At 75.3% G+C, this 24723-nt stretch carries 22 protein-coding genes; 12 read left to right on the top strand and 10 right to left on the bottom strand.

All coding sequences use genetic code 11. The features are described 5' to 3' along the window. Positions 1–30: 30 nt before the first annotated feature. The 4 genes from O4U47_RS13140 to O4U47_RS13155 form a co-directional block, all read right to left on the bottom strand. Positions 31–1362 (bottom strand): UDP-glucose dehydrogenase family protein, encoded by a 1332-nt coding sequence (locus O4U47_RS13140; RefSeq protein WP_270678113.1) that lies wholly within the window; start codon positions 1360–1362, stop codon positions 31–33. Between the two features lie 222 nt (positions 1363–1584). After that, on the bottom strand, positions 1585–2115 hold the full coding sequence (locus tag O4U47_RS13145; protein WP_270678114.1) for a hypothetical protein: 531 nt from the start codon (positions 2113–2115) through the stop codon (positions 1585–1587). A gap of 62 nt (positions 2116–2177) precedes the next feature. Continuing rightward, positions 2178–2405 (bottom strand): hypothetical protein, encoded by a 228-nt coding sequence (locus O4U47_RS13150; RefSeq protein ID WP_270678115.1) that lies wholly within the window; start codon positions 2403–2405, stop codon positions 2178–2180. Between the two features lie 190 nt (positions 2406–2595). Then, positions 2596–4140 (bottom strand): LCP family protein, encoded by a 1545-nt coding sequence (locus O4U47_RS13155; protein ID WP_270678116.1) that lies wholly within the window; start codon positions 4138–4140, stop codon positions 2596–2598. Positions 4141–4373: 233 nt separating this feature from the next. Here O4U47_RS13155 and O4U47_RS13160 point away from each other — a divergent pair, with 233 nt between their 5' ends. Continuing rightward, positions 4374–5384 carry a glycosyltransferase family 2 protein gene (locus O4U47_RS13160; RefSeq protein ID WP_270678117.1) on the top strand — a complete coding sequence of 337 codons (1011 nt, stop codon included), beginning with the start codon at positions 4374–4376 and terminating at the stop codon, positions 5382–5384. On the opposite strand, the gene O4U47_RS13165 is transcribed toward O4U47_RS13160, so the two are convergent. Together O4U47_RS13165 and ispD are read right to left on the bottom strand one after the other, a co-directional pair. Then, positions 5381–6133, bottom strand: a complete 753-nt coding sequence (locus O4U47_RS13165) for a glycerophosphodiester phosphodiesterase (protein ID WP_270678118.1) — start codon at positions 6131–6133, stop codon at positions 5381–5383. The two genes, O4U47_RS13160 and O4U47_RS13165, sit on opposite strands and share 4 nt — an antisense overlap. Next, entirely contained in the window at positions 6130–6867 is a 738-nt protein-coding gene (ispD, locus tag O4U47_RS13170; protein ID WP_270678119.1) for a 2-C-methyl-D-erythritol 4-phosphate cytidylyltransferase, read from the bottom strand. The genes O4U47_RS13165 and ispD overlap by 4 nt, the downstream gene beginning before the upstream one ends. Positions 6868–7113: 246 nt before the next feature. On the opposite strand from ispD, the gene O4U47_RS13175 reads away from it, so the two are divergent. The 8 genes from O4U47_RS13175 (at position 7114) to O4U47_RS13210 (ending at position 13848) form a co-directional block, all read left to right on the top strand. Further along, positions 7114–7968 (top strand): ABC transporter permease, encoded by an 855-nt coding sequence (locus tag O4U47_RS13175; protein ID WP_270678120.1) that lies wholly within the window; start codon positions 7114–7116, stop codon positions 7966–7968. Further along, positions 7968–8789 (top strand): ABC transporter ATP-binding protein, encoded by an 822-nt coding sequence (locus tag O4U47_RS13180; RefSeq protein ID WP_270678121.1) that lies wholly within the window; start codon positions 7968–7970, stop codon positions 8787–8789. The genes O4U47_RS13175 and O4U47_RS13180 overlap by 1 nt, the downstream gene beginning before the upstream one ends. Positions 8790–8855: 66 nt before the next feature. Then, positions 8856–9551, top strand: a complete 696-nt coding sequence (locus O4U47_RS13185) for a hypothetical protein (RefSeq protein ID WP_270678122.1) — start codon at positions 8856–8858, stop codon at positions 9549–9551. Between the two features lie 43 nt (positions 9552–9594). Beyond that, positions 9595–10197, top strand: coding sequence for a DUF5941 domain-containing protein (locus O4U47_RS13190; protein ID WP_270678123.1), 603 nt, complete (start codon positions 9595–9597; stop codon positions 10195–10197). 16 nt (positions 10198–10213) lie between these two features. Continuing rightward, positions 10214–10945, top strand: a complete 732-nt coding sequence (locus O4U47_RS13195; protein WP_270678124.1) for a phosphocholine cytidylyltransferase family protein — start codon at positions 10214–10216, stop codon at positions 10943–10945. Positions 10946–10950: 5 nt separating this feature from the next. After that, positions 10951–12000 carry an iron-containing alcohol dehydrogenase family protein gene (locus O4U47_RS13200; RefSeq protein WP_270678153.1) on the top strand — a complete coding sequence of 350 codons (1050 nt, stop codon included), beginning with the start codon at positions 10951–10953 and terminating at the stop codon, positions 11998–12000. Continuing rightward, entirely contained in the window at positions 11978–12748 is a 771-nt protein-coding gene (locus O4U47_RS13205) for a CDP-alcohol phosphatidyltransferase family protein (RefSeq protein ID WP_270678125.1), read from the top strand. Before O4U47_RS13200 ends, O4U47_RS13205 begins: the two co-directional genes overlap by 23 nt. Before the next feature lie 242 nt (positions 12749–12990). Beyond that, the gene (locus tag O4U47_RS13210) at positions 12991–13848 is read left to right on the top strand and encodes a glycosyltransferase family 2 protein (protein WP_270678154.1); all 858 of its coding nucleotides are present in this window, start codon (positions 12991–12993) and stop codon (positions 13846–13848) included. A gap of 21 nt (positions 13849–13869) precedes the next feature. Here the strand turns inward: O4U47_RS13210 and O4U47_RS13215 are convergent, their stop codons facing one another. The 4 genes from O4U47_RS13215 to O4U47_RS13230 form a co-directional block, all read right to left on the bottom strand. Further along, positions 13870–14478, bottom strand: a complete 609-nt coding sequence (locus O4U47_RS13215) for a malonic semialdehyde reductase (RefSeq protein ID WP_270678126.1) — start codon at positions 14476–14478, stop codon at positions 13870–13872. A gap of 145 nt (positions 14479–14623) precedes the next feature. After that, on the bottom strand, positions 14624–15757 hold the full coding sequence (locus O4U47_RS13220; protein ID WP_270678127.1) for a glycosyltransferase family 4 protein: 1134 nt from the start codon (positions 15755–15757) through the stop codon (positions 14624–14626). A 198-nt stretch (positions 15758–15955) separates the two neighbouring features. Beyond that, positions 15956–17278 carry a nucleotide sugar dehydrogenase gene (locus tag O4U47_RS13225; protein ID WP_270678128.1) on the bottom strand — a complete coding sequence of 441 codons (1323 nt, stop codon included), beginning with the start codon at positions 17276–17278 and terminating at the stop codon, positions 15956–15958. A gap of 362 nt (positions 17279–17640) precedes the next feature. Continuing rightward, positions 17641–19356, bottom strand: coding sequence for a glycosyltransferase family 4 protein (locus tag O4U47_RS13230; protein WP_270678155.1), 1716 nt, complete (start codon positions 19354–19356; stop codon positions 17641–17643). 122 nt (positions 19357–19478) lie between these two features. Here O4U47_RS13230 and wecB point away from each other — a divergent pair, with 122 nt between their 5' ends. The 3 genes from wecB (at position 19479) to O4U47_RS13245 (ending at position 24612) form a co-directional block, all read left to right on the top strand. Further along, entirely contained in the window at positions 19479–20582 is a 1104-nt protein-coding gene (gene wecB, locus O4U47_RS13235; RefSeq protein WP_270678129.1) for a non-hydrolyzing UDP-N-acetylglucosamine 2-epimerase, read from the top strand. Further along, positions 20579–22297 carry a hypothetical protein gene (locus O4U47_RS13240; RefSeq protein ID WP_270678130.1) on the top strand — a complete coding sequence of 573 codons (1719 nt, stop codon included), beginning with the start codon at positions 20579–20581 and terminating at the stop codon, positions 22295–22297. Before wecB ends, O4U47_RS13240 begins: the two co-directional genes overlap by 4 nt. A 116-nt stretch (positions 22298–22413) precedes the next feature. Next, the gene (locus O4U47_RS13245; RefSeq protein WP_270678156.1) at positions 22414–24612 is read left to right on the top strand and encodes a glycosyltransferase; all 2199 of its coding nucleotides are present in this window, start codon (positions 22414–22416) and stop codon (positions 24610–24612) included. Positions 24613–24723 lie beyond the last annotated feature (111 nt).

Below are 24723 nucleotides of genomic sequence, written 5' to 3' on the forward strand. Positions count from 1 at the left end.
GGCGCGGCGGCGGTCCGGGGGCGCGGCCGCTCAGGGGCGGCCCAGCGCCCGGTAGGTCCAGCCGCGGGCGCGCCAGTGCGCGGGGTCGAGCACGTTGCGCCCGTCCACGATCTTGCGCTCGGCGACCACCTTGCCCAGCTCCTCCGGGTCGGCGTCGCGGAACTCGGACCACTCGGTGAGCAGCAGCACCACCTCGGCGTCGCGCACCGCCTCCAGCATCGACCGGGCGTAGTTCAACTCGGTGTGCTCCCGCTCGGCGCGCTCCAGCGCCTCGGGGTCGTAGACGGTGACGTGGGCCCCCAGCGACGCGATCGTGGAGGCCACGTCCAGCGCGGGCGAGTCGCGGATGTCGTCGGAGTTGGGTTTGAACGCCGCCCCCAGCACGCCGACCGTGCGCCCGGCGAACCCGCCGCCGATCAGGGCGCGGGCGATGTCCACCGTGCGGGCGCGGCGCCGCTGGTTGATGGCGTCCACCTCGCGCAGGAAGGACAGCGCGGGCTCCACGCCCAGCTCGTCCGCGCGGGCCATGAACGCCCGGATGTCCTTGGGCAGGCACCCCCCGCCGAAGCCCAGGCCCGGCCCGAGGAACTTGCCGCCGATGCGGTCGTCGTAGGACAGCGCCTTGGCGAGCTGCATCACGTCGGCCCCGGCCGCCTCGGAGACCTCGGCCATCGCGTTGATGAAGGAGATCTTGGTGGCCAGGAAGGCGTTGGCGGAGATCTTCACCAGCTCGGCGGTCTGCAGGTCGGTGACCATGAACGGGATGCCCGCCTCGATCTGCGGTGCCGACGCCTCGCGCATCGCGGCCTCGACCCGGGGGGAGTCGGTGCCGATGACGATGCGGTTGGGGCGCAGGGTGTCCTCCACCCCGAACCCCTCGCGCAGGAACTCCGGGCTCCAGCCCAGCTCGACGGCGTCCCCGGCGGGGGCCAGCTCGCGGATGCGGGCGGCCAGCACCGCCGCGGTGCCCACCGGGACCGTGGACTTGCCGATCACCACGGCGGGGCGGTCCAGCCGGGGGGCCAGGGCCTCCACCGAGGACTTGACGTAGGACAGGTCGGCGGCGCCGGAGTCGTCCCGCTGCGGCGTGCCCACGCAGATGAAGTGCAGGTCGGCGAAGGCCGCCACCTCGTCGTAGTCGGTGGTGAAGCGCAGCCGCCCGGACTCCAGGTTGCGGGCCAGCACCTCCTCCAGGCCCGGCTCGTAGAAGGGGACCCGGCCCGCGGACAGGCTCTCCACCTTCGCCCGGTCGACGTCCAGGCCGATGACCTCGAACCCCAGTTCGGCCATGCAGGCGGCATGGGTGGCGCCGAGGTAGCCGGTGCCGATCACCGAGATCCTGGTGAGCGCTTGAGAGACCAATGGTCCGTCCTTCCTTACGACCGGCAAAGCATCGTAGTACCGGCGCGGGCGGCCGGTCCCGGGGCCCCGTCGACCCGGTCGCCGGCAGGCGTCGTACAGGAAGGTGTTTCCGGAACCGGGGCGGGGGCAACCCCGGGGCGTGCCAAGAAGCCGGCGGCGCCGGACGCGGGACGAGGAGGAGGGGCGGGGCGCGCGTGTCCTGCGGCGGTAGTGGGCCCCAGGCTACCTCTTGCGGGAGAACGGGATGGTCGTGCGCTCAGGGTCGGCGCCCTGGGCCGCGGGGCCGGCGGGCTCCGCCGGCGGGGGCACGGCCCCCGGGGGCGGTGGGCCCTCCGGCGGGGCCGGATCGGCCGTCGGCGGCGGGGCGGGGGCGGGAGCGGGGGAGCGCCGGTCCCGCCGCCACCGGGACGGCGACAGGGCCGCGATGACCAGCAGGGTGCCCAGCACCAGGGCGAACGGCAGCGCGGGGCCGTCGGGGCGGGCGAGCCCGCCGGGGATCCAGTCGGACACCGTGTGCGGCGCGACCACCGGCCACAGCGCGTAGGCCAGCAGCGGCAGGCCGCAGGCCAGGGAGCCGACCGGAGGGATGCGCACCCCGACGAGGAACCCGCCCGCGGCGCCCGCCGCCATCAGCACCCCCAGCGGAACGGTGTCGGAGGCCTGCGGCGCGGTGTCCGCGGCCCAGGCGGTGCCGAACCAGACCGCGGGGGCCAGGGCCAGCCCGGCCAGGAAGGTGAGGAGTTGGCGCAGCACGGCGACCTCCGCGTGATCGGGGCCGGGTCTCCACCGTCCACGGTATCGGCTCCCCGGCCGCCTCACAGCGCCCGCTTGGCCGCCCCTCCGAAGGCGCCTACGGCCGCCCCCAGGGCGAACATGGCGGCCTCGTCCTCGCTCATGTGCACGATCCCCGAGACGAGTTTCACCGCGTAGGGGCGTGGGCCCGCCGGGCCGATCTCGACGCCGTCGATGACGCCCTGGGCGTGCAGCAGTTTCAGGGCCTCGCCGACCTGCCTCGGGCGGTCTCCCTCGGATAGCAGCGCCATAGGGCGATCCTAGATTAGGATCGGCCCCACGACCGGGCTGATCGGTCGGCCGTCTTGCGGGGGGCGTGTGCGGTGTGGTCGGCGATGACGCGTTGGTTGTGCGAGAGCTGTCGGCGTCCCAACCCGGAGAAGTGGGACTACTGCACCTACTGCTTCAACCCCAAGCCCTGCTTCGCCCCCGAGCCGGGGTTCACCCGTCGCAGACGTTCTCCCGGGCGGTAGCCGTCCGGGGCCCCTCCTGCCCGGCCGACGGTTCGGGCTCCGGCTCGGGCTCGGGGTTCTCCACCGGGACCACCCCCGTGTAGTCGAACCCCAGGACGAGCTGCACCTCCCCGCTCAGCGTCGCGTCCTCGCGGGTCTGGGCCCCGGGCACGGCGGAGGCGACCAGCTCGGCGGCGGCCCCGTCGCCCGGCCCATGGCGCACCGTGGTCGCCTCCTCGTTCCGGGAGCTCCAGTTCTGCGCCTTCCCGGGCACCGAGAAGCCGGTCGCCTCTAGGTCCCGCGCGGCCCGCCCGCCGAGCCCCGGGGTGCCGATCCCGTTGAACACCTGCACCCGCACCTCGCCCGGCACCGGCGGCGCCTCCTCGCGCCCCCCGGCCCCCTCCGCGGCCTCCGGGGAGGGCGCGGAGCCGTCCAGCGGCCGGTCCGCCGCCACCCGGGCGAACATCTCCTGGGCCGCCTTCCGGTCCCAGGTCACCGCCACGTCCCCGCGGGGGGTCCAGTAGGCGGCGTCCTCCACCGGGACCTGGGCGAAGGAGACGTCGTCCAGGCCCACCGAGCGGAGCTGCCCGCCCAGCTCGCCGATGGCGGCGGTGTCCAGCCCGCTGTCCACGGTGACCGAGCCCAGCGCGGTCTCCAGGAACGCCGAGAACCGGGACGGGTCGCCGAGCGTGTCCGTGCTCATCGCCTTGTCCAGCAGCGCCGCCATCACCTGCTGCTGGCGGTCGATGCGGTCCAGGTCGCCCCCGGCGGTCTTGCGGGTGCGGGCGAAGGCCAGCGCCTCGCGCCCGTCCACCTCGTGCGTGCCCGCGGCCATGTCCAGCTTGGCCTTCTCGTCGGTGATCGGCTCGGGCAGGCACACCTCGATCCCGCCGAGCGCGTCCACCACCTCGGTGAACCCGGTGAAGTCGATCTCCACGTAGTGGTCGATGCGCACGTGCGTGGCGGCCTCGACGGTGCGCACGGTCAGCTGCGGGCCGCCGTGGGCGTAGGCGGCGTTGATCTTGTCCTTGCCGACCCCGGGCACGTCCACCCACGAGTCGCGGGGGATGCCGATCACGCTGACGGCGTCCCGCTCGTTGTTGACGTGCACCAGCATCATGGTGTCCGAGCGGCGCCCGTCGGCGCTGCCCACGCCCAGGTCGCTCTTGGCCGAGGAGTCCATCCCCTCCCGCGAGTCCGACCCGATCACCAGGAAGTTCAGCGCGCCGGTGGGGCCGGGGGCGGGGCGCTCGCCCAGCCCGGAGAACACGTCGAACCGGTTGATCTGGCCCGACACCCACCCGGTGAGCGCCCAGGCGGTCCCCGAGGCCAGCAGCACCACGACCGACAGCGTCCCGGCCAGCAGCAGGCCCAGACGGCGGCGGCGCACCGAGCGGCCCGGCAGCACCGGGCCGCGGGGCCCACGCGCGCGCGATGGGCCCGCCGGGGGAGTGGGGGAGGACCGCACCCTGCGGAAGCCGTCCCCGTCCGTGCCGCGGTGCCCGTTCCCGCCGTCTCCCCTGCGCTCGCCCACTGGGTTCCTCCAGCCCCCTGGATGGCGCGGCCCTCCGGCCGTGCGCATCCAGGTTGTCATCGAATCCACCGATGGGTCGGCCATGTCGGCCCCGGCGTGTTGTCGACCGATGTCCGACGGCCCTTCCCGGAGGGCCTGCCCGCGGGAGGGGGCGGCGGCACATGGCGGGAGCGCGCCGCGGGTTGCAGTACCGTTACGGTCGAACCCCGACCGAGTGACCCTTGGGAAGTCCTGTGAGCTGGCCGGCCGTATCCGTAGTCATGCCCGTGCTGAACGAGGAGCGCCACCTGGAGGCCGCGGTGCGCCACGTGCTCGCCCAGGACTATCCGGGTGAGCTGGAAGTGGTGCTCGGTGTGGGCCCCTCCGCGGACCGCACCCGCGAGGTGGCCGACGCGCTCTCCGCCGCCGACCCCCGCGTGGTCGTGGTGGACAACCCCTCCGGGCGCACCCCCTCCGGGCTCAACGCCGCCATCGGCGCCTCCTCGCACGGCATCGTGGCGCGCATCGACGGCCACGCGATGATGCCCTCGGACTACCTCAAGGTGGCGGTGGAGACCCTGGAGGAGACCGGGGCCGACAACGTCGGCGGCATCATGGCCGCCGAGGGGGAGACCCCGTGGGAGCGCGCCGTGGCCGCCGCCATGACCTCCAAGGTCGGGGTGGGCAACGCCCGCTTCCACACCGGCGGCGAGGGCGGCCCCGCCGACACCGTGTACCTGGGCGTGTTCCGCCGCTCGGCGCTGGAGCGCGTGGAGGGCTACGACGAGGCCTTCCTGCGCGCCCAGGACTGGGAGATGAACCACCGCATCCGGACGACCGGCGGCACCGTGTGGTTCCAGCCCCGCATGCGGGTGTCCTACCGGCCGCGCCCCGACCCGGCGCGGCTGGCCAAGCAGTACTTCCACTACGGGCGCTGGCGGCGGGTGGTCGCCCGGCAGCACAAGGGCACCATCAACCTGCGCTACCTGGCGCCGCCGGCGGCGGTCGCCGGCATCGCGCTGGGCCTGGCCGGCGGGTTCCTGTTCTGGCCGGCGTGGCTGGTGCCCGGGGCCTACGCCGCCGCCGTGGCGGCCGCCTCGGTGCCGCTGGGCACGGGGCTTCCGCTCATGGGCCGCCTGTCGGTCCCGGTGGCGCTGGCCACGATGCACATGTCGTGGGGGCTCGGGTTCCTGACCAGCCCGCCGAGCCTGGGCGCGGACTCGCGCACCGCCCGCGCCCGGCAGCAGTCCCAGGAGCGCGCCTAGCGCTTGACGGCGGCGGCCACCCCCGGCACGTCGTCGGCGACCACCGCGTCCACGCCCGCGTCCGCGAACCGGGCCGCGTCCACGGCGTCGGGGCACCACGAGACGACCTCCAGCCCGGCCCGGTGCGCGGTGTCCACCGTGTAGTCCACGCTGCGCCGCCCCGGGCGGGGCGGCTCCCCGGTCAGGCCGAAGGACCGCGCGTCGATCGCCACCGCCGCGCACCCCATCCCGGCCGCCCCGGCCACCGCCTGGTCCAGCGGGTTGCGCACGAACGGCATCCACGCGGTGGGCACCCCGGGCGCCTCCTCGGCCACCCGCAGCAGCACCGCCGGGTCGAAGGAGCACACGAACACCCGCCGCCGGGCCGCCTCCCGGCGCAGCACCGGCATCAGCAGCGCGGCGGTGCGGCGGGACGGCGCGTCGGAGGCGTCCTCCATCACCGTCTTGACGTCCACGTCCAGCCCCGCCTCCTCCGGCAGGGCCTCCAGCGCCTCCTCCAGGCGCACCAGGCCGTGCCGGGCGCACTCGGCGGCGGTCGCGTCCACCACCGGCCGCCCGTCGGCCAGGGCGGCGTCGTGGTGCAGCACCAGCGCGCCGTCGGCGGTCCGGCGCACGTCGATCTCCACCCATGCGGCGCCGGTGCGCAGCGCCTCCCGGTAGGACTCCACGGTGTTCTCCCGGAGCCCCCCGTTCTCGCCGCGGCCGGCGCCGCGGTGCCCGATGACCTCGGTGGGGCGGAAGACGCTCATCGCTCCCCCTCCCCGGCGCCGCGCCCGGCCTCCCGGCGCAGCAGCGCCTCGGCGACCTCCACGTCCCCCGGGTGGGTCACCTTGATGTTGGCCTCGGTGCCCGCGACGATGTGCACCGGCTCACCCGGCAGGTAGCGCAGCACCACGCCGCAGTCGTCGGTGGCCACCAGGTCCGGGTCGGCCAGCGCGGCGGCGTAGGCCCGGCGCAGCACCTCCAGCCGGAACCCCTGCGGGGTCTGCATCCGCCGCAGCTCGGCGCGCGGCGGCACCTCGGCGACCGCCTCGGCCCCGCCCCCGCCCGGCGCCACCCGCACGACGGTGTCGGAGGAGGGCACCGCCACCCCCACAGCGCCGGCGTGCTCCAGGGCCGCCACCGCCGCGGCGACGGTCGTCCGGGCCACCAGCGGGCGGGCCGCGTCGTGCAGCAGCAGCAGGTCCGACCCGGGCCGGGCCTCGACCGCGCGCAGCGCCGCCACCGAGCTGTCGGTGCGGGTGGACCCGCCCGGCAGCACCGCGGTCACCTTGGGGAAGGGCGCCGCGATCCGCTCGGCCTCGCGCAGGTGGTCCGGGGCCATCACCACGAGCACCTCGTCCACCTCCGGGGCGTCCTGGAACGCGGCGACCGCGTGCTCCAGCACCGGCCGCCCGGCCAGCGGAAGCAGCTGCTTGGGGACGGCCCCGCCCATCCTCGACCCGGTGCCCCCGGCGAGCACGGCGGCCATCACGTGCGGCATCGCACACCTCGGCTTTCCCTCTCAGGCGTTCCTGCAGCAGAACCTACGGGACGGGGCGCCCGCCGCCGACCGGTACCCTTGTGTCGCCCCGGGGACGGCGTCCGCCGCCCGGCGCGGCCGCCAAGCGGTGCGCGCGGCGACGCCGGGTCTGCCCCGCGCGGCTCTCGAACATCCCCCGGCCGGAGCGCGCCCCCCGCAGCGTCCGGCCGCAAGGTCTCACGACTGCACACCCCCAAGGAGGTGGCGGTGGCGTCAAGGGCGCTGGCCGTCTGGCAGAACCGTCAGGTCGTTGGCCTCCTGGTCCGGCGCGACCTGAAGGTCAAGTACCAGAAATCGATCCTCGGTTACGCGTGGTCGATGCTCGAACCCCTGGCCATGGCCGGGGTGTACTTCTTCGTGTTCGGGCTGATCTTCAACACGAACCGGGGCGTCCCCGGAGGCGACGACGCCCCCGGCGGCTACCTGCTGTTCCTGATCTCCGGCCTGCTGCCCTGGCTGTGGTTCAGCACCGCGCTGAACGAGGCCCCCAAGGCCCTGATCTCCCAGTCCAAGCTCATCACCACGATGAAGGTGCCCCGGGAGATCTTCCCGATCGCGGTGGTCACCCGCGGCTTCGTGGACTACCTGTTCACCTGGCCGGTGCTGCTGCTGTTCGTGTTCTTCCTGGGCGGGCGCACCACCCTGATGGGCGTGCTGGTCTGGCTCCCGGCGGCGCTGGTGGTGCAGTACGCCTTCACCCTGGGCGTGACCTTCCTGCTGGCCTCGGTCAACGTGCTGGTCCGGGACGTGGAGCGGATCGTGCGCATCCTCAACCGGATCCTCTTCTACGCCTCGGCGATCATCATCCCCTCGGGCATGGTGCTGGCCGCGGACTCCTCCTTCCCCGGCTGGTTCAAGGCGCTCTTCCAGCTCAACCCGCTGCTCGGGATCTTCAAGATGCACCACGCCGTCTGGTACCCCGCCGACGCGCCCGGCTTCGCCGCGGCCGCCGAGGCCGGGGGCTTCGCGCTCACCACCGCCCTCGTGGGTGCGCTGGTCTTCCTCACTGTCGGATACTGGGTGTTCCGGCGCCTGGAGACGGCCGTCCTTAAGGAGTTGTGATGGCGGAGCCGATCATCGAGGCCGAGAACCTCGGCATCAGTTTCGCGGTGAACCGCCGGCGCAAGCGCAGCCTGCGCGAGATGTTCATCCACGGCAGGAAGCGCGACCCCAACGCGGCCGGGGCCGACTTCTGGCCCATGCGCGGCGTCTCCTTCCAGATCGCCGAGGGCGAGTGCGTCGGGATCGTCGGCAAGAACGGCACCGGGAAGTCCACCCTGCTCAAGATGATCGCCGGGGTGCTGATCCCCGACGAGGGCAGCGTCCGCGTGCACGGGAAGGTGGCGCCGCTGCTGGAGCTGCGCGCCGGGTTCAACGACCAGCTCACCGGGCGGGAGAACATCTACCTGGTCGGGTCCCTGCACGGCATGGACACCGAGACCATCGACGCGCGCTTCGACGAGATCGTGGAGTTCGCCAACATCCGCGAGGGCTACATCGACATGCCCGTGCGGCACTACTCCAGCGGCATGAAGGTGCGCCTGGGCTTCGCGCTCATCTCCCAGCTGGAGCACCCCGTCATGCTCGTCGACGAGGTGCTGGCGGTGGGCGACAAGGCCTTCAAGAAGAAGTGCTACGAGGCCATCGAGCGGATGCTGGCCAAGAACCGCACCATGGTCCTCGTCTCGCACAACGAGACCGACCTCAAGCGCTTCTGCGGCCGCGGCCTCTACATCAAGGACGGCGAGCTGGCCCTGGACGCCGACATCGAGACGGCGCTGGAGGCCTACAACGCCGACTCCAAGGCCGAGACCGAGGCCCGCAAGAAGGCGGCGGAGGACAAGAAGCGCCGCCGGGAGAAGGGCGGCGGCGAGGCCGCCTGACCGGCCGCGGCCCGCCGGGGCGTGTCGGAGGTTGCCGCACGCCCCGGCGCGGGGGACGCTCGACGGGTGACCTCCGCCGTGCTCACGCGGATCGCGCCCGTGGCGGCCGTCCTGGCCGCGGTCTGGTTCTCCGCGGGCGATACGCGCGGTGCCCTGGTGGGCTCGGCCCTGCTCGGGGCGGTCCTGGTGGCCGACCGGGTGCGGGCGGCCGCCGCCGCGGGCCGCCGCGACGCCCTGGAGGAGTGGCTCGCGGTCGTGCTCGGCCGGCTGGGCGAGTACGCCGTCTACGCGGGCCTGGCCGTCGGCGGCGCGCTCGCCGGAGAGGACGAGGCCTGGGCGTGGGCGGCGGGGGCGCTGATCGCCCTCGCTCTGCGCGACAGCGTCCTGGAGGGGGAGGGCCGACGGGCCGCCCCGGTCCCGCCCGCGGCGGGCGTGCCCGCCCCGCGCGAGGGGTCCCCGCTGGCGCGGCTGCCCGGCATGGAGACCGTCCCCGAGCGCACCGACCCCGGCCTGGCCGACGAGCTGCTGGGGCCGCGCCGGGCCCAGGAGCCCCGGCGCGCGGCCCCCGTGCGGCGCCCGGCCGCGGTCGGCGCGCTGCGGGAGGCGGCGGCCTTCCCCCGGCCGCTGCGGTTCGCCGTCATCGCCGTCGGCGCCCTGGCCGCCGACGCGCGCGTGACCTTCATCGCACTCATGGTGGGGTGCGCGATCGCGGTGACCGCCGCCCTCGCGGATCCCCGGCCGGAGAGGGGGCCGGTCGGCTAGCGTGGACGCTTTCCCCCCGGAACGCGTGTCGACACGCGTCGACGTGCGGTTTCTCCGTGATGATGGTCACCTCGCGCGGCTGCTGGGGCGCCTGGCGGGCGGCGCGCTGCCGCCGCTGCCGCCCGCGGCCGCCGCCGCGCTGGTGACCGGCGTCCTGCTCGCGGCAGGCCTGGGGGCGGCCACAGGCATTACCCTGTTCGCACCGGTGGCCGCGCTCCTGCTGGCCGGAGCCGCCTCGGCGCATCCGCACGGCGGCCGCCACGACCCCCTCGCCGTCCCCCTCCTCCGCGGGGCCGAATACCTGTACCTGCTCGCGCTGGGCACGGGCGGCGGCGTACCGGGGCCCCTGGTGTTCGTACTCTTGGTCGTGGTGGCCCTGCACCACTGCGGTACCGTCTGCCGGGCACGCCAAGGGGCCGGTCCACCGGACCGGGCCGCTCGGGCGGCGCTCGGATGGGACGGCCGCATGCTGCTCGCCGCCGCGGGAGGCGCCCTGGGGTGGCTGCCGTTCGCCTTCGGCGCGCTCACCGGCTACCTGGCCGTGCTGCTCGCCTACGGGGCGGTGGCGGGCTGGGCCCGCACACCGGTGGCCGACCTGGCGGACACCGGCGACGAACCGGGAGGCGCAGGCGCCTCCACGACCTAAGGAGGAACGCGCGTACATGCTCGGTATGGTTCTTGCGGCCGGAGCCGGCCGGAGGCTGCGCCCCTACACCGACACGCTCCCCAAGGCGCTGGTGCCGGTCGACGGCGAGACCACCATCATGGACATCTCGCTGCGCAACCTGGCGGCCTCGGGCCTGACCGACGTCGTGGTCGTCGTCGGCTACCGCTCCGAGGCGGTCGAGGAGCGCAAGGAGGCGCTGGAGCGCCGCCACGGCGTGAAGCTGACGCTCGTGTACAACGACAAGGCCGAGGAGTGGAACAACGCCTACTCCCTGTGGACCGCGCGTGAGTACTTCTCCGAGGGCGTCCTCCTGGTGAACGGCGACACGGTGCACCCGGTGAGTGTGGAAGAGACGCTACTGGCCGCCCGCGGACCGGAGCTCCTCCTGGCGGTGGACAACGTCAAAACCCTCGCCGACGAAGAGATGAAGGTGACCCTGGACGGCTCGGGCCACCTGGAGCGCATCACCAAGAAGATGGACCCGGCCGCCGCCGCGGGCGAGTACATCGGCGCCACCCTCATCGACGGCGCGGCCGCCGGCCGCCTGGCCGACGCCCTCAAGGCCGTTTGGGAGCGCGACCCGGACCTGTACTACGAGGACGGCTTCCAGGAGCTGGTCGCCCGCGGCGGCAAGATCGCCGTGGCCCCGATCGGCAAGGTCGACTGGGTCGAGGTAGACGACCACGACGACCTCGCGCGCGCCCGGGAGATCGCATGCCGCTACTAGCCCGGATGCTCCCGTCCCCGCTCACCATCGACGTGCGCCGGGGCGCCATCGCCTCCCTCGGGTCGGTCCTGTCCGACCGCCGCATCGCCACCTCGGGCCGCATCGCCGTCGCGGTCGGCCCGGGGCAGGGCGGCCAGATCGCCGCCGACCTCGACATGCCCGACTGCGAGGTGGTGCAGGTCGACGGCGGCAGCGTGGACGCCGCCACCGAGCTGGGCAAGAAGCTGCGTTCGGGCGCCTACGAGGCGGTCGCCGGGATCGGCGGCGGCAAGACCATCGACGTGACCAAGTACGCCGCCTCCATGGCGGGCGTGCCGATGGTCGCCGTGGCCACCAACCTGGCCCACGACGGCATCTGCTCGCCGACCGCCTCGCTGGAGCACGAGAGCGGCAAGGGCACCTACGGGGTGTCCATGCCCATCGCGGTGGTCATCGACGTGGACTACGTGCGCGCCGCCCCGCAGCGGCTGGTCCGCTCCGGGGTGGGGGACGTCGTCTCCAACCTGTCGGCGATCGCCGACTGGGAGCTGGCCGGGCGCGAGCAGGGCGAGCCGGTGGACGGCATGGCCGTCACCTTCGCCCGGGTCGCCGCCGAGGCGGTGCTCTACCGCACCGACTCGGTCGAGTCCGACGAGTTCCTCACCGTGCTGGCCGAGGCGCTGGTGCTGTCCGGGATGGCGATGTCGGTGGCCGGGTCGAGCCGTCCGGCCAGCGGCGGGTGCCACGAGATCCTGCACGCCGTCACCCACCTGTACCCCGGGGTGAGCAACCACGGCGAGCTGGCCGGGATCGGCGCCCTGTTCGCCTACTTCCTGCGCGTGCGGCACCTGGGCGAGGACGACCGGCGCATGCGGGACATCCGCGCCTGCCTGGTCCGCCACGGGCTGCCCCTGACCCCCGGGGACGTCGGCCTGGACGAGGAGATGTTCGCCCGCGCCGTGGCGCACGCCCCCGCCACCCGGCCGGGGCGCTACACGGTGCTGGAGCACCTGGACCTGTCCGAGGACGAGATTCGGCGGAGCGTCGGTGAGTATGTCCAAACCGTCGGTCGCTGAGGTCCGCGCCGGGGGCCAGCCCGAGGGCGTCAAGGAGCGCGTCAACGAGGAGCACTGGGCCGGCCGCCTGTACATGCGCGACGTGTCCCCCTACCTCAGCACCGTGTTCGTGCGGCTGGGCGTGCCGCCGAACCCCATCACCTACCTGATGATGGCCTTCGGCGTGCTCGCCGGGGCCGTCGTCGCCTTCGGCGGCCTGTGGTCGGCGCTGCTGGCCTTCGCCATGGTGCAGGTCTACCTGCTGCTGGACTGCGTCGACGGCGAGGTGGCGCGCTACACCGGCCGCACCAGCACCGCCGGGATCTACCTGGACCGCATCGGCCACTACGTCTCCGAGATCGCCCTGCTCATCGGGCTGGGCGTGCGCGCCCAGGGCGCGTTCGAGCCCGGCGGCTGGGTGGTGGCCGGGATGGCCGGGGCGATCGGCGTGGCGCTGATCAAGGCCGAGACCGACAACGTGGTGGTGGCCCGGGCCAAGGCCGGGCTGCCCGAGCAGGTCTCCCAGGAGGCCATGCGCCCCCGCTCCTCCGGGCTGAGCCTGGCCCGCAAGGCCGCCTCGGCGCTGCGGTTCCACCGGATCATCCAGGCGGTGGAGCTGTCGGTGCTGCTGGTGGGCGTCGCGGTGGTGGACGCGGTCCGCGGCGACCTGGACGCCACCCGCGTGCTGGTGGCGGTGTGCGTGGCGGTGGCCGCCCTGCAGACCGTGCTGCACCTGGTCAGCGTGCTGGCCTCGCGGCGGCTGGAGTAGGGCGGGCGGCCACGGGTCCTCCGGGCGGCGCCCCGACACGCGGGGCGCCGCCCTTCCCGCCGTGGCGGGAAGGGAAACCGTCCCTTATCTTTTCGTTAGCGGGTTCGCGGGAGTGTAAGGTCCCGTCCACCCGTCGTCCACGCCTACGAACGGTTGCCATGAACCGACACGTGTCCGAGGAAGCGCCCCGGGAAGCCGTCCAGGAGGCACCCGCGCCGGCGTCCACCGGGGGTGCCGAGCGTTTGAAGATCTCGTGCGTCGTGCTGACCATGGGCAACCGCCCGGCCGAGCTGCGCCGCGCGGTCAAGAGCGTGCTGGAGCAGCGCGGCGCCGACGTCGACGTGGTGGTCGTGGGCAACGGCGCCGACCTGCCGGAGCTGCCCGCGGGGGTGGCGACCCTGCGCCTGGAGGAGAACCTGGGCATCCCCGAGGGGCGCAACCAGGGGGCGGCCGCCACCGACGGCGACGTCCTGCTCTTCCTCGACGACGACGGCTGGTACCGCTCGCCGGACCTGTGCCGCCGCCTCGCCGACCGGTTCGCCGCCGACCCGGGCCTGGGGGCGCTCTCGTTCCGCATCGCCGACCCGGACGGCGGCCCCGACCAGCGCCGCCACGTGCCGCGGCTGCGCGCGGGCGACCCGCGCCGCTCCAGCCGGGTGACCACCTTCCTCGGCGGCGCCTGCGCCATCCGCCGCGCGGCCTTCGAGGCCGGAGGGGGGCTGCCCGGCGGGTTCTTCTACGCCCACGAGGAGACCGACCTGGCCTGGCGCATCCTGGACGCCGGGTACCACATCGAGTACGACGCCGAGTCGGTCATGTACCACCCGGCGGCGGCGCCGACCCGGCACGCCGACTTCTACCGGCTCAACGCCCGCAACCGGGTGTGGCTGGCCCGGCGCAACCTGCCGTGGCCGCTGGCCGGGCTCTACCTGGCGAACTGGGTGGGCATGACGGTGCTGCGGGAGCGCTCGGGCCCGGCGCTGCGCGCCTGGTTCCAGGGGTTCGGCGAGGGGTGGCGCACCGAGGCCGGGCCGCGCACCCCGATCTCCTGGCGGACGGCCTGGCGGATGGCCCGCGACGGCCGCCCGCCCGTCATCTGAGACCGGGAGGGCCCAGAGGGATCAGAGCTCGGTCCACACCTCGCCGTACTCCAGGCGGGGCAGGCGGGGGAACTCGTGCGGCCCCGCGGGCTCGCCGATGTTGACCACCATGAAGCTGCGCAGCGCGGAGCCGGCGAAGAACTCGGCGTCCACCCCCGGGTGGTCGAACCCGTTCATGGGGCCGGCGGCCAGCCCGGCGGCGCGCACGCCGATGAGGAAGTACCCGGCCTGCAGGTGCGCGTTGAGCGCCGCGGGGCCGGGGCGGGCCCCGGGGTCGCCGAAGGCGCCGCGGACCATCTCGGCGCGGTCGGGGAAGAACGACTCGGCCTTCTCGTGGAAGTCGGTGTCGTAGGCGAGCACGGCGGTGAGCGGCGCGGCCCCGGTCTTGGCGCGGTTGCCCTCGGCCAGCAGGGGCAGCAGCCGGGCGCGGCTCTCGTCGGAGCGGAGCAGCAGGACGCGCAGGGGCTGGACGTTCATCGCGGTCGGCCCGTACTTGACCAGGTCGTGCACGGCCCGCAGCTTCTCCTCCGGGACGGGCCCGGGGCCGAAGGCGTTGGCCGAGCGGGCCTCGCGGAAGAGCAGGTCCTGGGCGTCCTTGGGCAGGGCCAGCGGGTCGGCGCTCGCGGTCATGGTGTCTCCTCTCGTGCCGGGTCCGCGCAGACGTACATGCGTTTGCATGGAAATCGCGGACACGACGGGGGCAACCGGGCCCCGCGGGAGGCTATTCCGGCACGGCGGCCGGTGTGGCGGTGCTCACAAGGCGCTCACACGGCGCTCACACGGGCGCGGGCGCGCGGTGCGGTAACGCCCGCAGGCCCGGCTCGGCGCGGGCCCACTCCTCCAGCTGGCGCACGAACGCCTTGGCCTGGACGGGCCAGTGGTAGTGCTCCCGGGCGATCTCGTGGCCGGTGCGGGCGAAGCGGGAGCGCAGTCCCGGATCGCCGCGCAGCAGCAGCGCCGCCTCGGCGGCGGCCCGCGGGTCGGCGTGCGGGACCACGACCCCGCAGGCCCCCTCCGGGCGGCCGGCCACCAGCGCCTCGGCCGCCGGGGTCGGGGTGGTGATCACCGGCAGCCCGTGCGCCATGTACTCGACCACCTTGGTGGGCAGCGAGTGCCGGTAGTTGGGCGTGTCGTGCAGCAGGCTCATCCCGGCCATCGCCCCGCTGACCATGCGCAGCGCCCGGTCGTTGGGGACGAACCCGAACCAGCGCACCGCCCCCTCCTGCTGGGCGGCGCGCAGCATCGGCCGCACCGACGGGTCGGCGGCGCCGATCACGTCCACCCGCACCCCGTGCGGGCGCAGCAGCCGCCCGGCCTCCACCAGCTCGCGGGCGCCGCGGGCGTTGGACAGGTGGCCCAGGTAGACGACCCGGTCGTGGCCGGGCTGGCGGGCCGGGCGCTCGGGGACGAAGGTGGTGTTGGGCACCACCGGGTGCGCTCCGGCGAACCGGCCGCGGTAGCCCTCCTCGGCCAGCAGCAGGTGCATGCGGCCCTCGGCCCGCCGCTCGAACGAGCGCACCACCGGGGCCAGCGGCCTGCGCAGCGGCCGGGGCATCCACGGCTTGGTGAGCAGCGCCGCGGCCGCGTCCTCGTGCACGTCCCACACGGTGGCCGGGCGGCGCCGGGGCAGGGCCAGCATCAGCTCGGGGTCGTGGAAGACCAGCACGTCGGCCTTGGGGACGTGCTCGGCGAGCGCGGCCCGGGCGGCCCGCAGCGCGCGCAGCCGGCGCCGGCCCGCCGCGCGGGGCAGGTCCACGGCCTCCAGTTCGGGCCAGGGGGTCACCCCGCGCTCGCGGAAGGGAGCGGCATAGGTGACCGTGTGGCCGGCGTCCAGCAGCGCGCGGATCTGCCGGTGCAGGATGCGCGCGTCCTCCGGGTGGTGGACCACGGTGGCCACGAGTGCGTGCATGAGCGCCTCCGCCTGATGCTCCTGTCCCGGCCGGAGGGGAGAACCCGCCCGGGCGGGCGGCCGACCTGCGCCCAACCTAGGCGCGGGCGGGAAACGGAGGGTGAATGCCGCGGTTACACACAGGGGTGGGGGTGATGAAGACGCGGGGCCCAGCCCGCGGGGGGCTGGGCCCCGGGCGCTCGCACGGGGGCGGGGCCCTCAGAGGACCTGCACGCCCTCGCGCTCGATCGGCGCGGTGGTGCGGCCCTGGGGCGGGACCTCCGGGTCCAGCCGGCGCAGGACGCCGCGGGTGTCCAGCAGCAGCCGGGCGTGCTCGGTCAGCAGCTTGGGCCGGTAGTCGGGGTGGTCGGTGAGCAGCACCGTGAGGTCGGCCTCACGCAGCGCCTCCTCCAGGTCCAGCGCGCGCGGGACGTCCTGCCCGCCCACGCTCCACTCCTCGACGTGGGGGTCGTGGTAGGTGAGCGCGGCCCCCTTCTCGGCCAGCTTGCGCGCCACCGGGCGGGCGGGCGACTCGCGCTGGTCGGCGATGCCGGCCTTGTAGGTGACGCCGAGCAGCAGCACCCGCGACCGGGACAGCGCCAGCCCGGCGTCGTTGAGCAGCTCCTGGGCGCGCTGCAGCACGTACCCCGGCATCCGGGCGTTGATCTCCTGGGCCAGCTCCACGAACCGGAACGGGTAGCCCAGGGTCTTGACCTTGTACGACAGGTAGTTGGGGTCGATCGGGATGCAGTGCCCGCCGACGCCGGGGCCGGGATAGAACGCCTGGAACCCGAACGGCTTGGTGGCGGCGCAGGCGATGGAGTCCCACAGGTCCACGCCCAGCTCCTGGCAGAACACCGCCATCTCGTTGACCAGCGCGATGTTGACGTGCCGGTAGGTGTTCTCCAGCAGCTTGGCCATCTCCGCCTCGCGGGTGCCGCGGGCGCGCACCACCTCGGCGACGAACCGGCCGTAGAACCGGGCGGCCAGCTCACCGCAGCGCTCGGTCATCCCGCCGACGACCTTGGGCGTGTTGGCCACCCCGAAGGCGGCGTTGCCCGGGTCGATGCGCTCGGGCGAGAACGCCAGGTGGAAGTCGGCCCCGGCGACCAGGCCGGACTCCTCCAGCAGCGGGCGCAGGACCTCTTCGGTGGTGCCCGGGTAGGTGGTGGACTCCAGCACCACCAGGGTGCCCGGGCGCAGCCGTTCGGCGATCATCCGCCCGGCGGCCGAGACGGCGCCCAGGTCGGGCCCGCCCTCGTCGGAGAGCGGGGTGGGCACGCAGACCACGATGGTCGAGGCGCGCCCCAGGACCTCGGGGTCGGCCGTGGCGGTGAACCCGCCGGCCAGCATCTCGGCCACGTCGTCGGCGGACAGGTCGTCGACGTGCGAGGCGCCGGAGTTCAGTCCGTCGACGACGGCGGGGCTGACGTCGAGGCCGGTGACCGTGATACCGGCGCGGACGGCCTCCTGGGCCAGCGGGAGGCCGACGTATCCGAGTCCGATGACGACCAGGTCCGTGGTCGGGGTAGCGGCGTCCACAGGGCCCCTCACCTTCTTGGAAGCGCTGCCCGGAAGCAGCGGTGGAAAACGATGTGTCGGGGAACGGTGCTCGCTTCGGCTAGACGCCCGAGCGTAGTTCCGGGATGGCCGCCCGCGGCCGACTCGGCCAGCTCCGGACATCTCGTCGAAGGGTGCATATTCGGCCCCCAGGGGTGGGATATGCGCGCCGTTCCGGCGGTGCCGGCGCGGTGCCGCGGCACGGGTCCGCCCAGGTCCCGCGGGCGCCACCGGTGCCCGATTTCTGACTGTACGGCGGTTTTCGCTGGTGGGATCACCGGAATTCCGAACGGCCCGGAGGAATTAACTCCGGTGTCACCCCGGGTTTCTCCGGTGCCCACCGTTCACACCCGGCTCGGCCCCGTGAAAACGGCGTAGGCCTCCGAATAGCGTTCGGCCGCGGCGGCCCATGTCCGGTCCCGGCCGACCGCCGTTTGGGCCCTTGCGCCCAGCCGTTCCCGCTCCGCCGGGTCGGCGGCCAGCGCCCCCAGGGCGTCGGCCAGCGCGCCCGGGTCCCCGGGCGGCACCAGCACCCCGGCGCCCCCCGGCTCCACCAGCTCGCGCAGCGCGGGCAGGTCGGAGGCGACCACCGGCAGCCCCCCGGCCATCGCCTCCACCGGCTTGAGCGGCGTCACCAGGCGGCACACCCGCTCGTCGCGGCGCGGGACCGCGAACACGTCCAGCGCCGCGTGGTGGGCGCGCACCCGGTCGGCCGGGACCCGGCCGGTGAAGTGCGCGGCCCCCTCCAGGCCCGCCTCGGCCGCCCGGCGGCGCAGCGCGGGCAGCTCGGGCCCGTCGCCGACCACCAGGGCGTGCGCGTCCGCGCCGCGCCCGCGCAGCACCGCCACCGCATCCAGCAGCGCGTCCAGGCCCTCGTAGCCGTAGCAGCTCGTCGTCGTCCCGGCCACGAACGCCTCCGGGGCGATGCCCAGCGCCTCGCGCACCGGCGCGCCGTCCGGCAGCGGGTCCAGGAAGGACCCGGCCACCGCGTTGGGCACCACCAGGATGCGCTCCTCGGGCACCCCGCGCGCGGCGATGTCGGCCCGCATCGCCGCGCCCAGCGTCACCACCAGGTCCGCCCCGAGCATGCAGGCCGTCTCCTGCGCCCGCTCCGCCTGGTAGAACGCGTCCTCCGGCGAGCGCGAGGCGTCCCGGGACAGCCACGACTCCTCCAGGAAGCCGCGCACCTCGTAGACGACCGGCAGGCCGCGGGCGCGCCCCAGCTCCAGGGCCAGCCGCCCGTTGCGGTGGTTGGAGGCCGCGTGCAGCACGTCCGGCCCGATCCGGTCGGCGAGCCGCCCGGCCAGGCGCAGCCCGGCGCGCAGCTCCGCGCCGTCGTCCGCGGGCGCCGCCCACGGGACGAGCCGGTGGTAGGGCACCCCGTCCAGCACCACCCGCGGCCGCGGGTCGGGCACCCCCGCCGAGACCGGGTACCCGGCCCGGGTCGCCACCTGGGCGTCCAGCCCCGCCTCCCGCTGCGCCACCGCGATCCGGTGCGTCCGCTGCGTGTACCCGGCGTTGGTGTGCGGCAGCGCGTTGGTCACCAGATGCAGCGCACACGCCCCGATCTGTGCTGATCGCCCACCGTTCACCGCGCCGTCGCGCAGCGTTCTCCGCCCCCGGGCTACGGTGAGCGAGGGCGGGCGGACCGGCTCCGCCGCCTGCGGATCCGGGCCCGCGGCCACCGCGCGTCCCGACAGCAGGGCCGAGCGGCGCTCCAGCGCCGCCCGGCGGCGGCCCGCGGGCAGCGTCCCGGCCAGCTCGTCGGCCAGGGCGGTGTCCCGGACGGCCAGGGCCAGCGCGGCCATGCGCGCCGTGCGGCCGGGCGCCGCACCGGAGCACGACAGCCGCGCGGTGCGCGCGGCGCCCGCGGTGTCGCCGGCGTCGGCCAGCGCGTAGGCGCGGACCAGCGGCCCGCCGTGGGCGGCGGCACCGCGCACCGCCCGGCGGACCGGGGAGGGGAGGACGCGCAGCGCCAGCAGCGGGGCCCGTGCGGGCTCGCTGCGCAGGTGGCGCCAGGCCAGGGTGGCGGCATAGGAGGCCGCTCTGATGATGGGCAGCACGATCGTAGGCAACCACGCGGCGGTGTCGCCGCGGTGACGCCCGGGCGTCCCGCGCGCGTCGCCGGAGGAAAACACGCCGGTCCCGAGCGGGCCGGGGCGAGGAACGAGGGAAGAGGTCGATGGCATTCCTGCACATCGTGGGAGCGCGCCCGAACTTCGTGAAGGCGGCGCCGGTGGTGGCCGCCCTTGACCGGCGCGGCATCGCCCAGCAGGTGCTGCACACCGGCCAGCACTACGACGAGCGCATGTCCGCGGTGTTCTTCCGCGACCTGGGGCTGCCCCGCCCCGACGCCGACCTGGGGGTGGGCTCCGGCTCGCACGCCCAGCAGACCGCGGCGCTGATGACCGGCCTGGAACGGGAGTTCACCGAGCGTTCACCCGAGACGGTCATCGTCTACGGGGACGTGAACTCCACCGTCGCCGCCGCGCTCACCGCCGCCAAGCTCGGCATCGGCGTGGCGCACGTGGAGGCCGGACTGCGCTCCTTCGACCGGACCATGCCCGAGGAGGTCAACCGGGTGGTGACCGACCGGCTGTCCGACGTGTGCCTGGCCACCAGCGCCGACGCGGTCGCCCACCTCGCCGACGAGGGCGTTCCGGCCGACCGGATCCACCTGGTCGGCAACCCGATGATCGACACCCTGACCGCCAACCTCGACCGGTTCGACGCCGAGGGGCTGCGGGTCCGCCACGGCCTGCCCGCCTCCTACGTCGCCGCCACCCTGCACCGCCCCGCCAACGTGGACGACCCCGACACGGTCGCCCGGCTGGTCGCCGCCGTGCACGGGGTCGCCGACCGGATCGACGTGGTCATGCCGGTGCACCCGCGCGGCAGGGCCGCCTTCGACGCCGCCGGGCTCGGCGGCCACCCCCGCGTGCACCTGCTGGAGCCGCTGGGCTACATCGACTTCGTCGCGCTGGTGCGCGGCGCCGCCGCCGTGGTCACCGACTCCGGCGGGGTGCAGGAGGAGACGACCATCCTCGGGGTACCCTGCCTGACGCTGCGCCCCAACACCGAGAGGCCGGTCACCATCACCCACGGCACCAACCGCCTGGTGTCCCGGGAGGAGTTCGCCGAGCTGCCCGCCCTGGTCGCCAAGGCCGCCTCCGGCGAGCCGGTCAACGGCGCCCCCGCCGGGGCCGTCCCGCCGCTGTGGGACGGGGCCGCCGGGGAGCGCATCGCCGACGTGCTGTCCCCCGCACAAGGTAGGAAGAACCCGTGAAACGGCGAGAACAGTCCCAGACCGAGCAGCTGCGCCGGGCCCTCGGCGAGAGGGAGGCCCAGCTCCAGGAGGCACAGGCCCGCCTGGCCGCCCTGGAGGCCTCCACCTCGCTGCAGGTGGGCCGGGCCCTGACGTCCGCGGCCAAGCGTCCCGGGCGCGGCCTGGTGCGCCTGCCCCGCGACCTGTTCCGGCTGTGGCGCCGCAGCGGGCGCACCACCCAGGCCACGGGGCGGCGCAAGCCCGACCCGGTGCGCTCCTATGAGACCGAGCGCGAGGAGGCGCGGCTGCTCAGCGGCGCGCCCGGGGCGCCCGACGGCCGCCTCTCGGTGGCCGGGGTGCTCTCGGCCGAGGCCGCCGAGGCGCTGCGCCCCTATGTGCGGGTGGTGCCGCTGCTGCCGCACGACGCCCAGCCGGTCTTCGAGTCGGTGGACGTGGACGCGGTGCTGGTGACCGCCTCGGCCGCGGCGCCCGGCGCCGCGGGGCCCTGGGCGCACACCGGCGACCCCGCCGCGGCCGACCGCACCCGCGCCCTGGCCTGGGTGCTGGAGGCCGCCTCGGCGCGCGGGGTGCCCACCGTGCTGCTGGAGGACGCGCCCGCCCCGCCCGCCCTGGCCCGCCTCGGCTTCGACCTGGTGCACGAGGGCGGGGCGGGGGTGCCGCTGCACCGCTTCAACCCGATCGCCGCCGACCCCGAGCGCTCCGCCGAGCCGGTGCGCCTGGCCGCGTCCCGACCCTCCGGGGCCGCCGCCCGGCGGCTGCTGGGCGCCCTGGGCGACGACGGGCCGCGCACCGCCGAGGTGTCCTGGGAGGACCTCCCCGACCTGCTGCGGTCCGCCTCCTCGGTGGTGGTGGAGGACGCCGCGGCCGCCGACCGGGCCCTGGCCTGCGGCGCGCGCGCCCTGCTGGTGGGGCGCGGCCGGGACGGGCAGGACCGGGCGGCCGCGGTGCCGCCCGGCGCCGCCGACCCCGCGGCCGTCCTGCGGGAGCTGGAGCGGGTCCGCCGGGACGGGCCGCTCTCCCCTGAGGAGGTGCGGGCGGTGCTGCGCTCGGTGTTCCTCACCGACGCCGTCCCGGTGCGCCTCGCCGAGGTCTTCGGCAAGGTCGACTTCGCCCCCGGGTCGGCGGGCGCCTCCGCGGTGCTGGCCGGGCGCCGCGCGGCGGTGCTGGCCGCCCCCGCCGACGACACGGCCGCCCTGGCCCTCGCTGACGACCTGCTCAACCAGGACCTGCCCCCGGCCGAGGCCGTGGTGCCCGCCGAGGCGGCCCACCTGGCCGGGGTGGAGCGGCTGCGCTCCTTCGGGGTGCCGGTCCGCACCGCCTCCGGGGTGCCCGCCGGCGGCCCCGGCCACCGGCGCTGGGCGGTGCTGGCCCGGGAGGCCACGGCCCCGTGGTCGGTGCTGTGGCGCGAGCCGCGCGGCCCCGGGCTCCTGGCCGACCTGCTGTGCGCCGCCGAGTGCTCGGGGGCCGACGCGGTGGGCGCGGCGACCGTGCCCGGCGGCGGCGACGGCGCCTGGGAGGCGGCCACCGCCGACCAGGACTACGTGTTCGTCGGCGGCGTCCGGCCCGACCTGGCCCGCACCGAGCTGGCCGGGCGCGGCATCGACCCCGGCCTGTGGAACCGGCACGGCGCCCGCCTGCTGGCGCTCGGACCGGGCCTGGCGGCCGGGGAGGCCGCGCAGGCCGGGGCGGCCGGCGGCGTGCCGGGCGCCCCCTGAGGGCACCGTTGCGATCGGAGCATCCGCGGGGGCGGGCCCGCCCCCGCGGCCGTGAAAGGGAAGACGTGGACAATCGGCAAGGCCCCCCGGAAGCGGGGCGCGGGCTGCGGGCCCTGGTGTACGGCGACGTCGACATGAACATCATGGACGGCTCCGCGGTGTGGGCGCAGTCCATGGTGCAGGCGCTGGCCGCCGCGGGGTGCGCGCCCACGCTGCTCCTCAAGGCCGAGGTCTCCACCGACCGGCTGACGGCGCCGCTGGAGCGCGACCCGGCGGTGGCCCTGCGCCGCCCCTACGAGGAGGGGCTGCTGGAGGGCCTGGGCCCGCGCGGGCTCACCCCCGAGCAGGCGGTCGAGCTGCTGGAGCGGCTCGACGCCGAGCGGGCCTACGACCTCGTGGTGGTGCGCGGGCGGCGGCTCGCGGTGCTCGCCGCGCAGAGCGAGCGCCTGGCCGGGAGGCTGTGGACCTACCTGACCGACGTGCCGCAGAGCGTGCCCGAGCTGACCGCCGGAGCGGTCTCCGAGCTGACCGACATCGCGGTCGCCTCCCGCTTCGTGCTGTGCCAGACCGAGGAGCTGCGGAGCTTCCTGGAGAGCGCGGTCCCCGCCGCCTGCGGCAAGAGCGTGCTGTTCCCGCCCGTGGTGGTGCTGGAGGAGGGGGCGCCCCAGGCGGCCCCGCCCGCCGCCGTGGACGGGCCGCTGCGCCTGGTCTACACCGGCAAGTTCGCGCCCCGGTGGAACACCCTGGAGATGGCCGGGCTGCCCGAGGCGCTCAAGGAGCGCGGGGTCCCCGCCGAGCTGCACATGGTCGGCGACAAGGTGCACCGGGACTCCCCCGAGTGGGCCCGCAGGATGAACAAGGCCCTGGAGGGCACCGAGGGGCTGGTGGCGCACGGCGGGGTGCCGCGCGCCGAGGCGCTGCGCCTGGCCGCCGGGTGCCACGCCGGGCTGTCCTGGCGCGACGAGGAGATGGACGCCAGCCTGGAGCTGTCCACCAAGGTGCTGGAGATGGGGGCGCTCGGGCTGCCGGTGGTGCTCAACCGCACCCCCATGCACGAGGCGCTGCTCGGCGCGGACTACCCGCTGTTCACCGAGCCGGGCGCCGACGCCGACGAGGTGGCCGACCTGCTGGCGCTCGCCGCCGACCCGGCGCCGCGCGCCGAGGCCGCCGAGCGGTGCCGGGCCGCGGCCGCCCGCTTCTCCCTGGAGCGCGCCGCCGAGCGGCTCGGCTCCTACCTGGACGCGGCCTGCCCGACCGGCCCCGAGGGCACCGATGCGCGCCGCCCGCTCAAGGTGGTCATCGCCGGGCACGACCTGAAGTTCTTCACCCGGCTGGCCGAGCACCTGACCTCGCTGCCCGGGCTGGACGTGCGCCTGGACGAGTGGGAGTCGCTGCGCGCCCACGACCAGTACCGCAGCAAGGAGCTGGCGTCCTGGGCGGACGTGGTGATCTGCGAGTGGTGCGGCCCCAACGCGCTGTTCTACGCCGAGCACAAGCGGCCGGGGCAGCGGCTGCTGGTGCGGCTGCACCGGTTCGAGCTGTACGCCGAGTGGCCGCGCAAGCTCGACATCGAGAAGGTGGACGCGGTCATCTGCGTCAGCCCCTACTACGCCCGGCTCACCCGGGAGCTGGCCGGGTGGCCGGCCGACAAGGTCGTGGTGCTGCCCAACTGGGTGGACACCGAGCAGCTGGACCGGCCCAAGCTGCCGGGGGCCGAGTACACCCTGGGGATGATCGGCATCGCGCCGTCCCGCAAGCGGATCGACCGGGGCCTGGAGGTGCTGCGCGAGCTGCGCCGCCGGGACCGCCGGTTCACCCTGGCGGTCAAGTCCAAGCAGCCCTGGGACTACTGGTGGATCTGGAACCGGCCCGAGGAGCGCGAGTACTACGAGCGCGCCTACCGGGAGCTGCGCCGCGACCCGCTGCTGGCCGGGGGGGTGGTGTTCGACCCGTTCGGCCCGGACGTGGCGGCCTGGCTGCGGCGGATCGGCTTCGCGCTGTCCACCAGCGACGATGAGAGCTTCCACCTGGCGCCGGCCGAGTGCGCCGCCTCGGGGGGCGTCCCGGCGGTGCTGACCTGGCCGGGCGCCGACACCATCTACTCGCACCGGTGGCTGCACGAGGACCCGGCGGCGATGGCCGAGGCGATCCACGCGACGGTGGCCGAGGGCCGGTTCGACGCGGCGCGGCGCGCGGCCCAGGCCGAGATCCGGGGCAACTACGCGCTGGACAAGGTGTGCCGGATGTGGACCGACCTGATCGTCAAGGGCGCGGTCCCCGAGCCGGTCGACCTCCCCAAGGCGGTTCCGGCCTAGGAACCGCCGCTCCCTTCCCCGTTGATCTCGGGAAAATGGACGCTACCGGCGCGGTTTCAGGGGCGCTTTTCCCGAGATCGACGACGTGGGGCCCACACCCCGAGGGGTGTG

Source organism: Nocardiopsis suaedae, assembly GCF_027706745.1.
Taxonomy (GTDB): domain Bacteria; phylum Actinomycetota; class Actinomycetes; order Streptosporangiales; family Streptosporangiaceae; genus Nocardiopsis_A; species Nocardiopsis_A suaedae.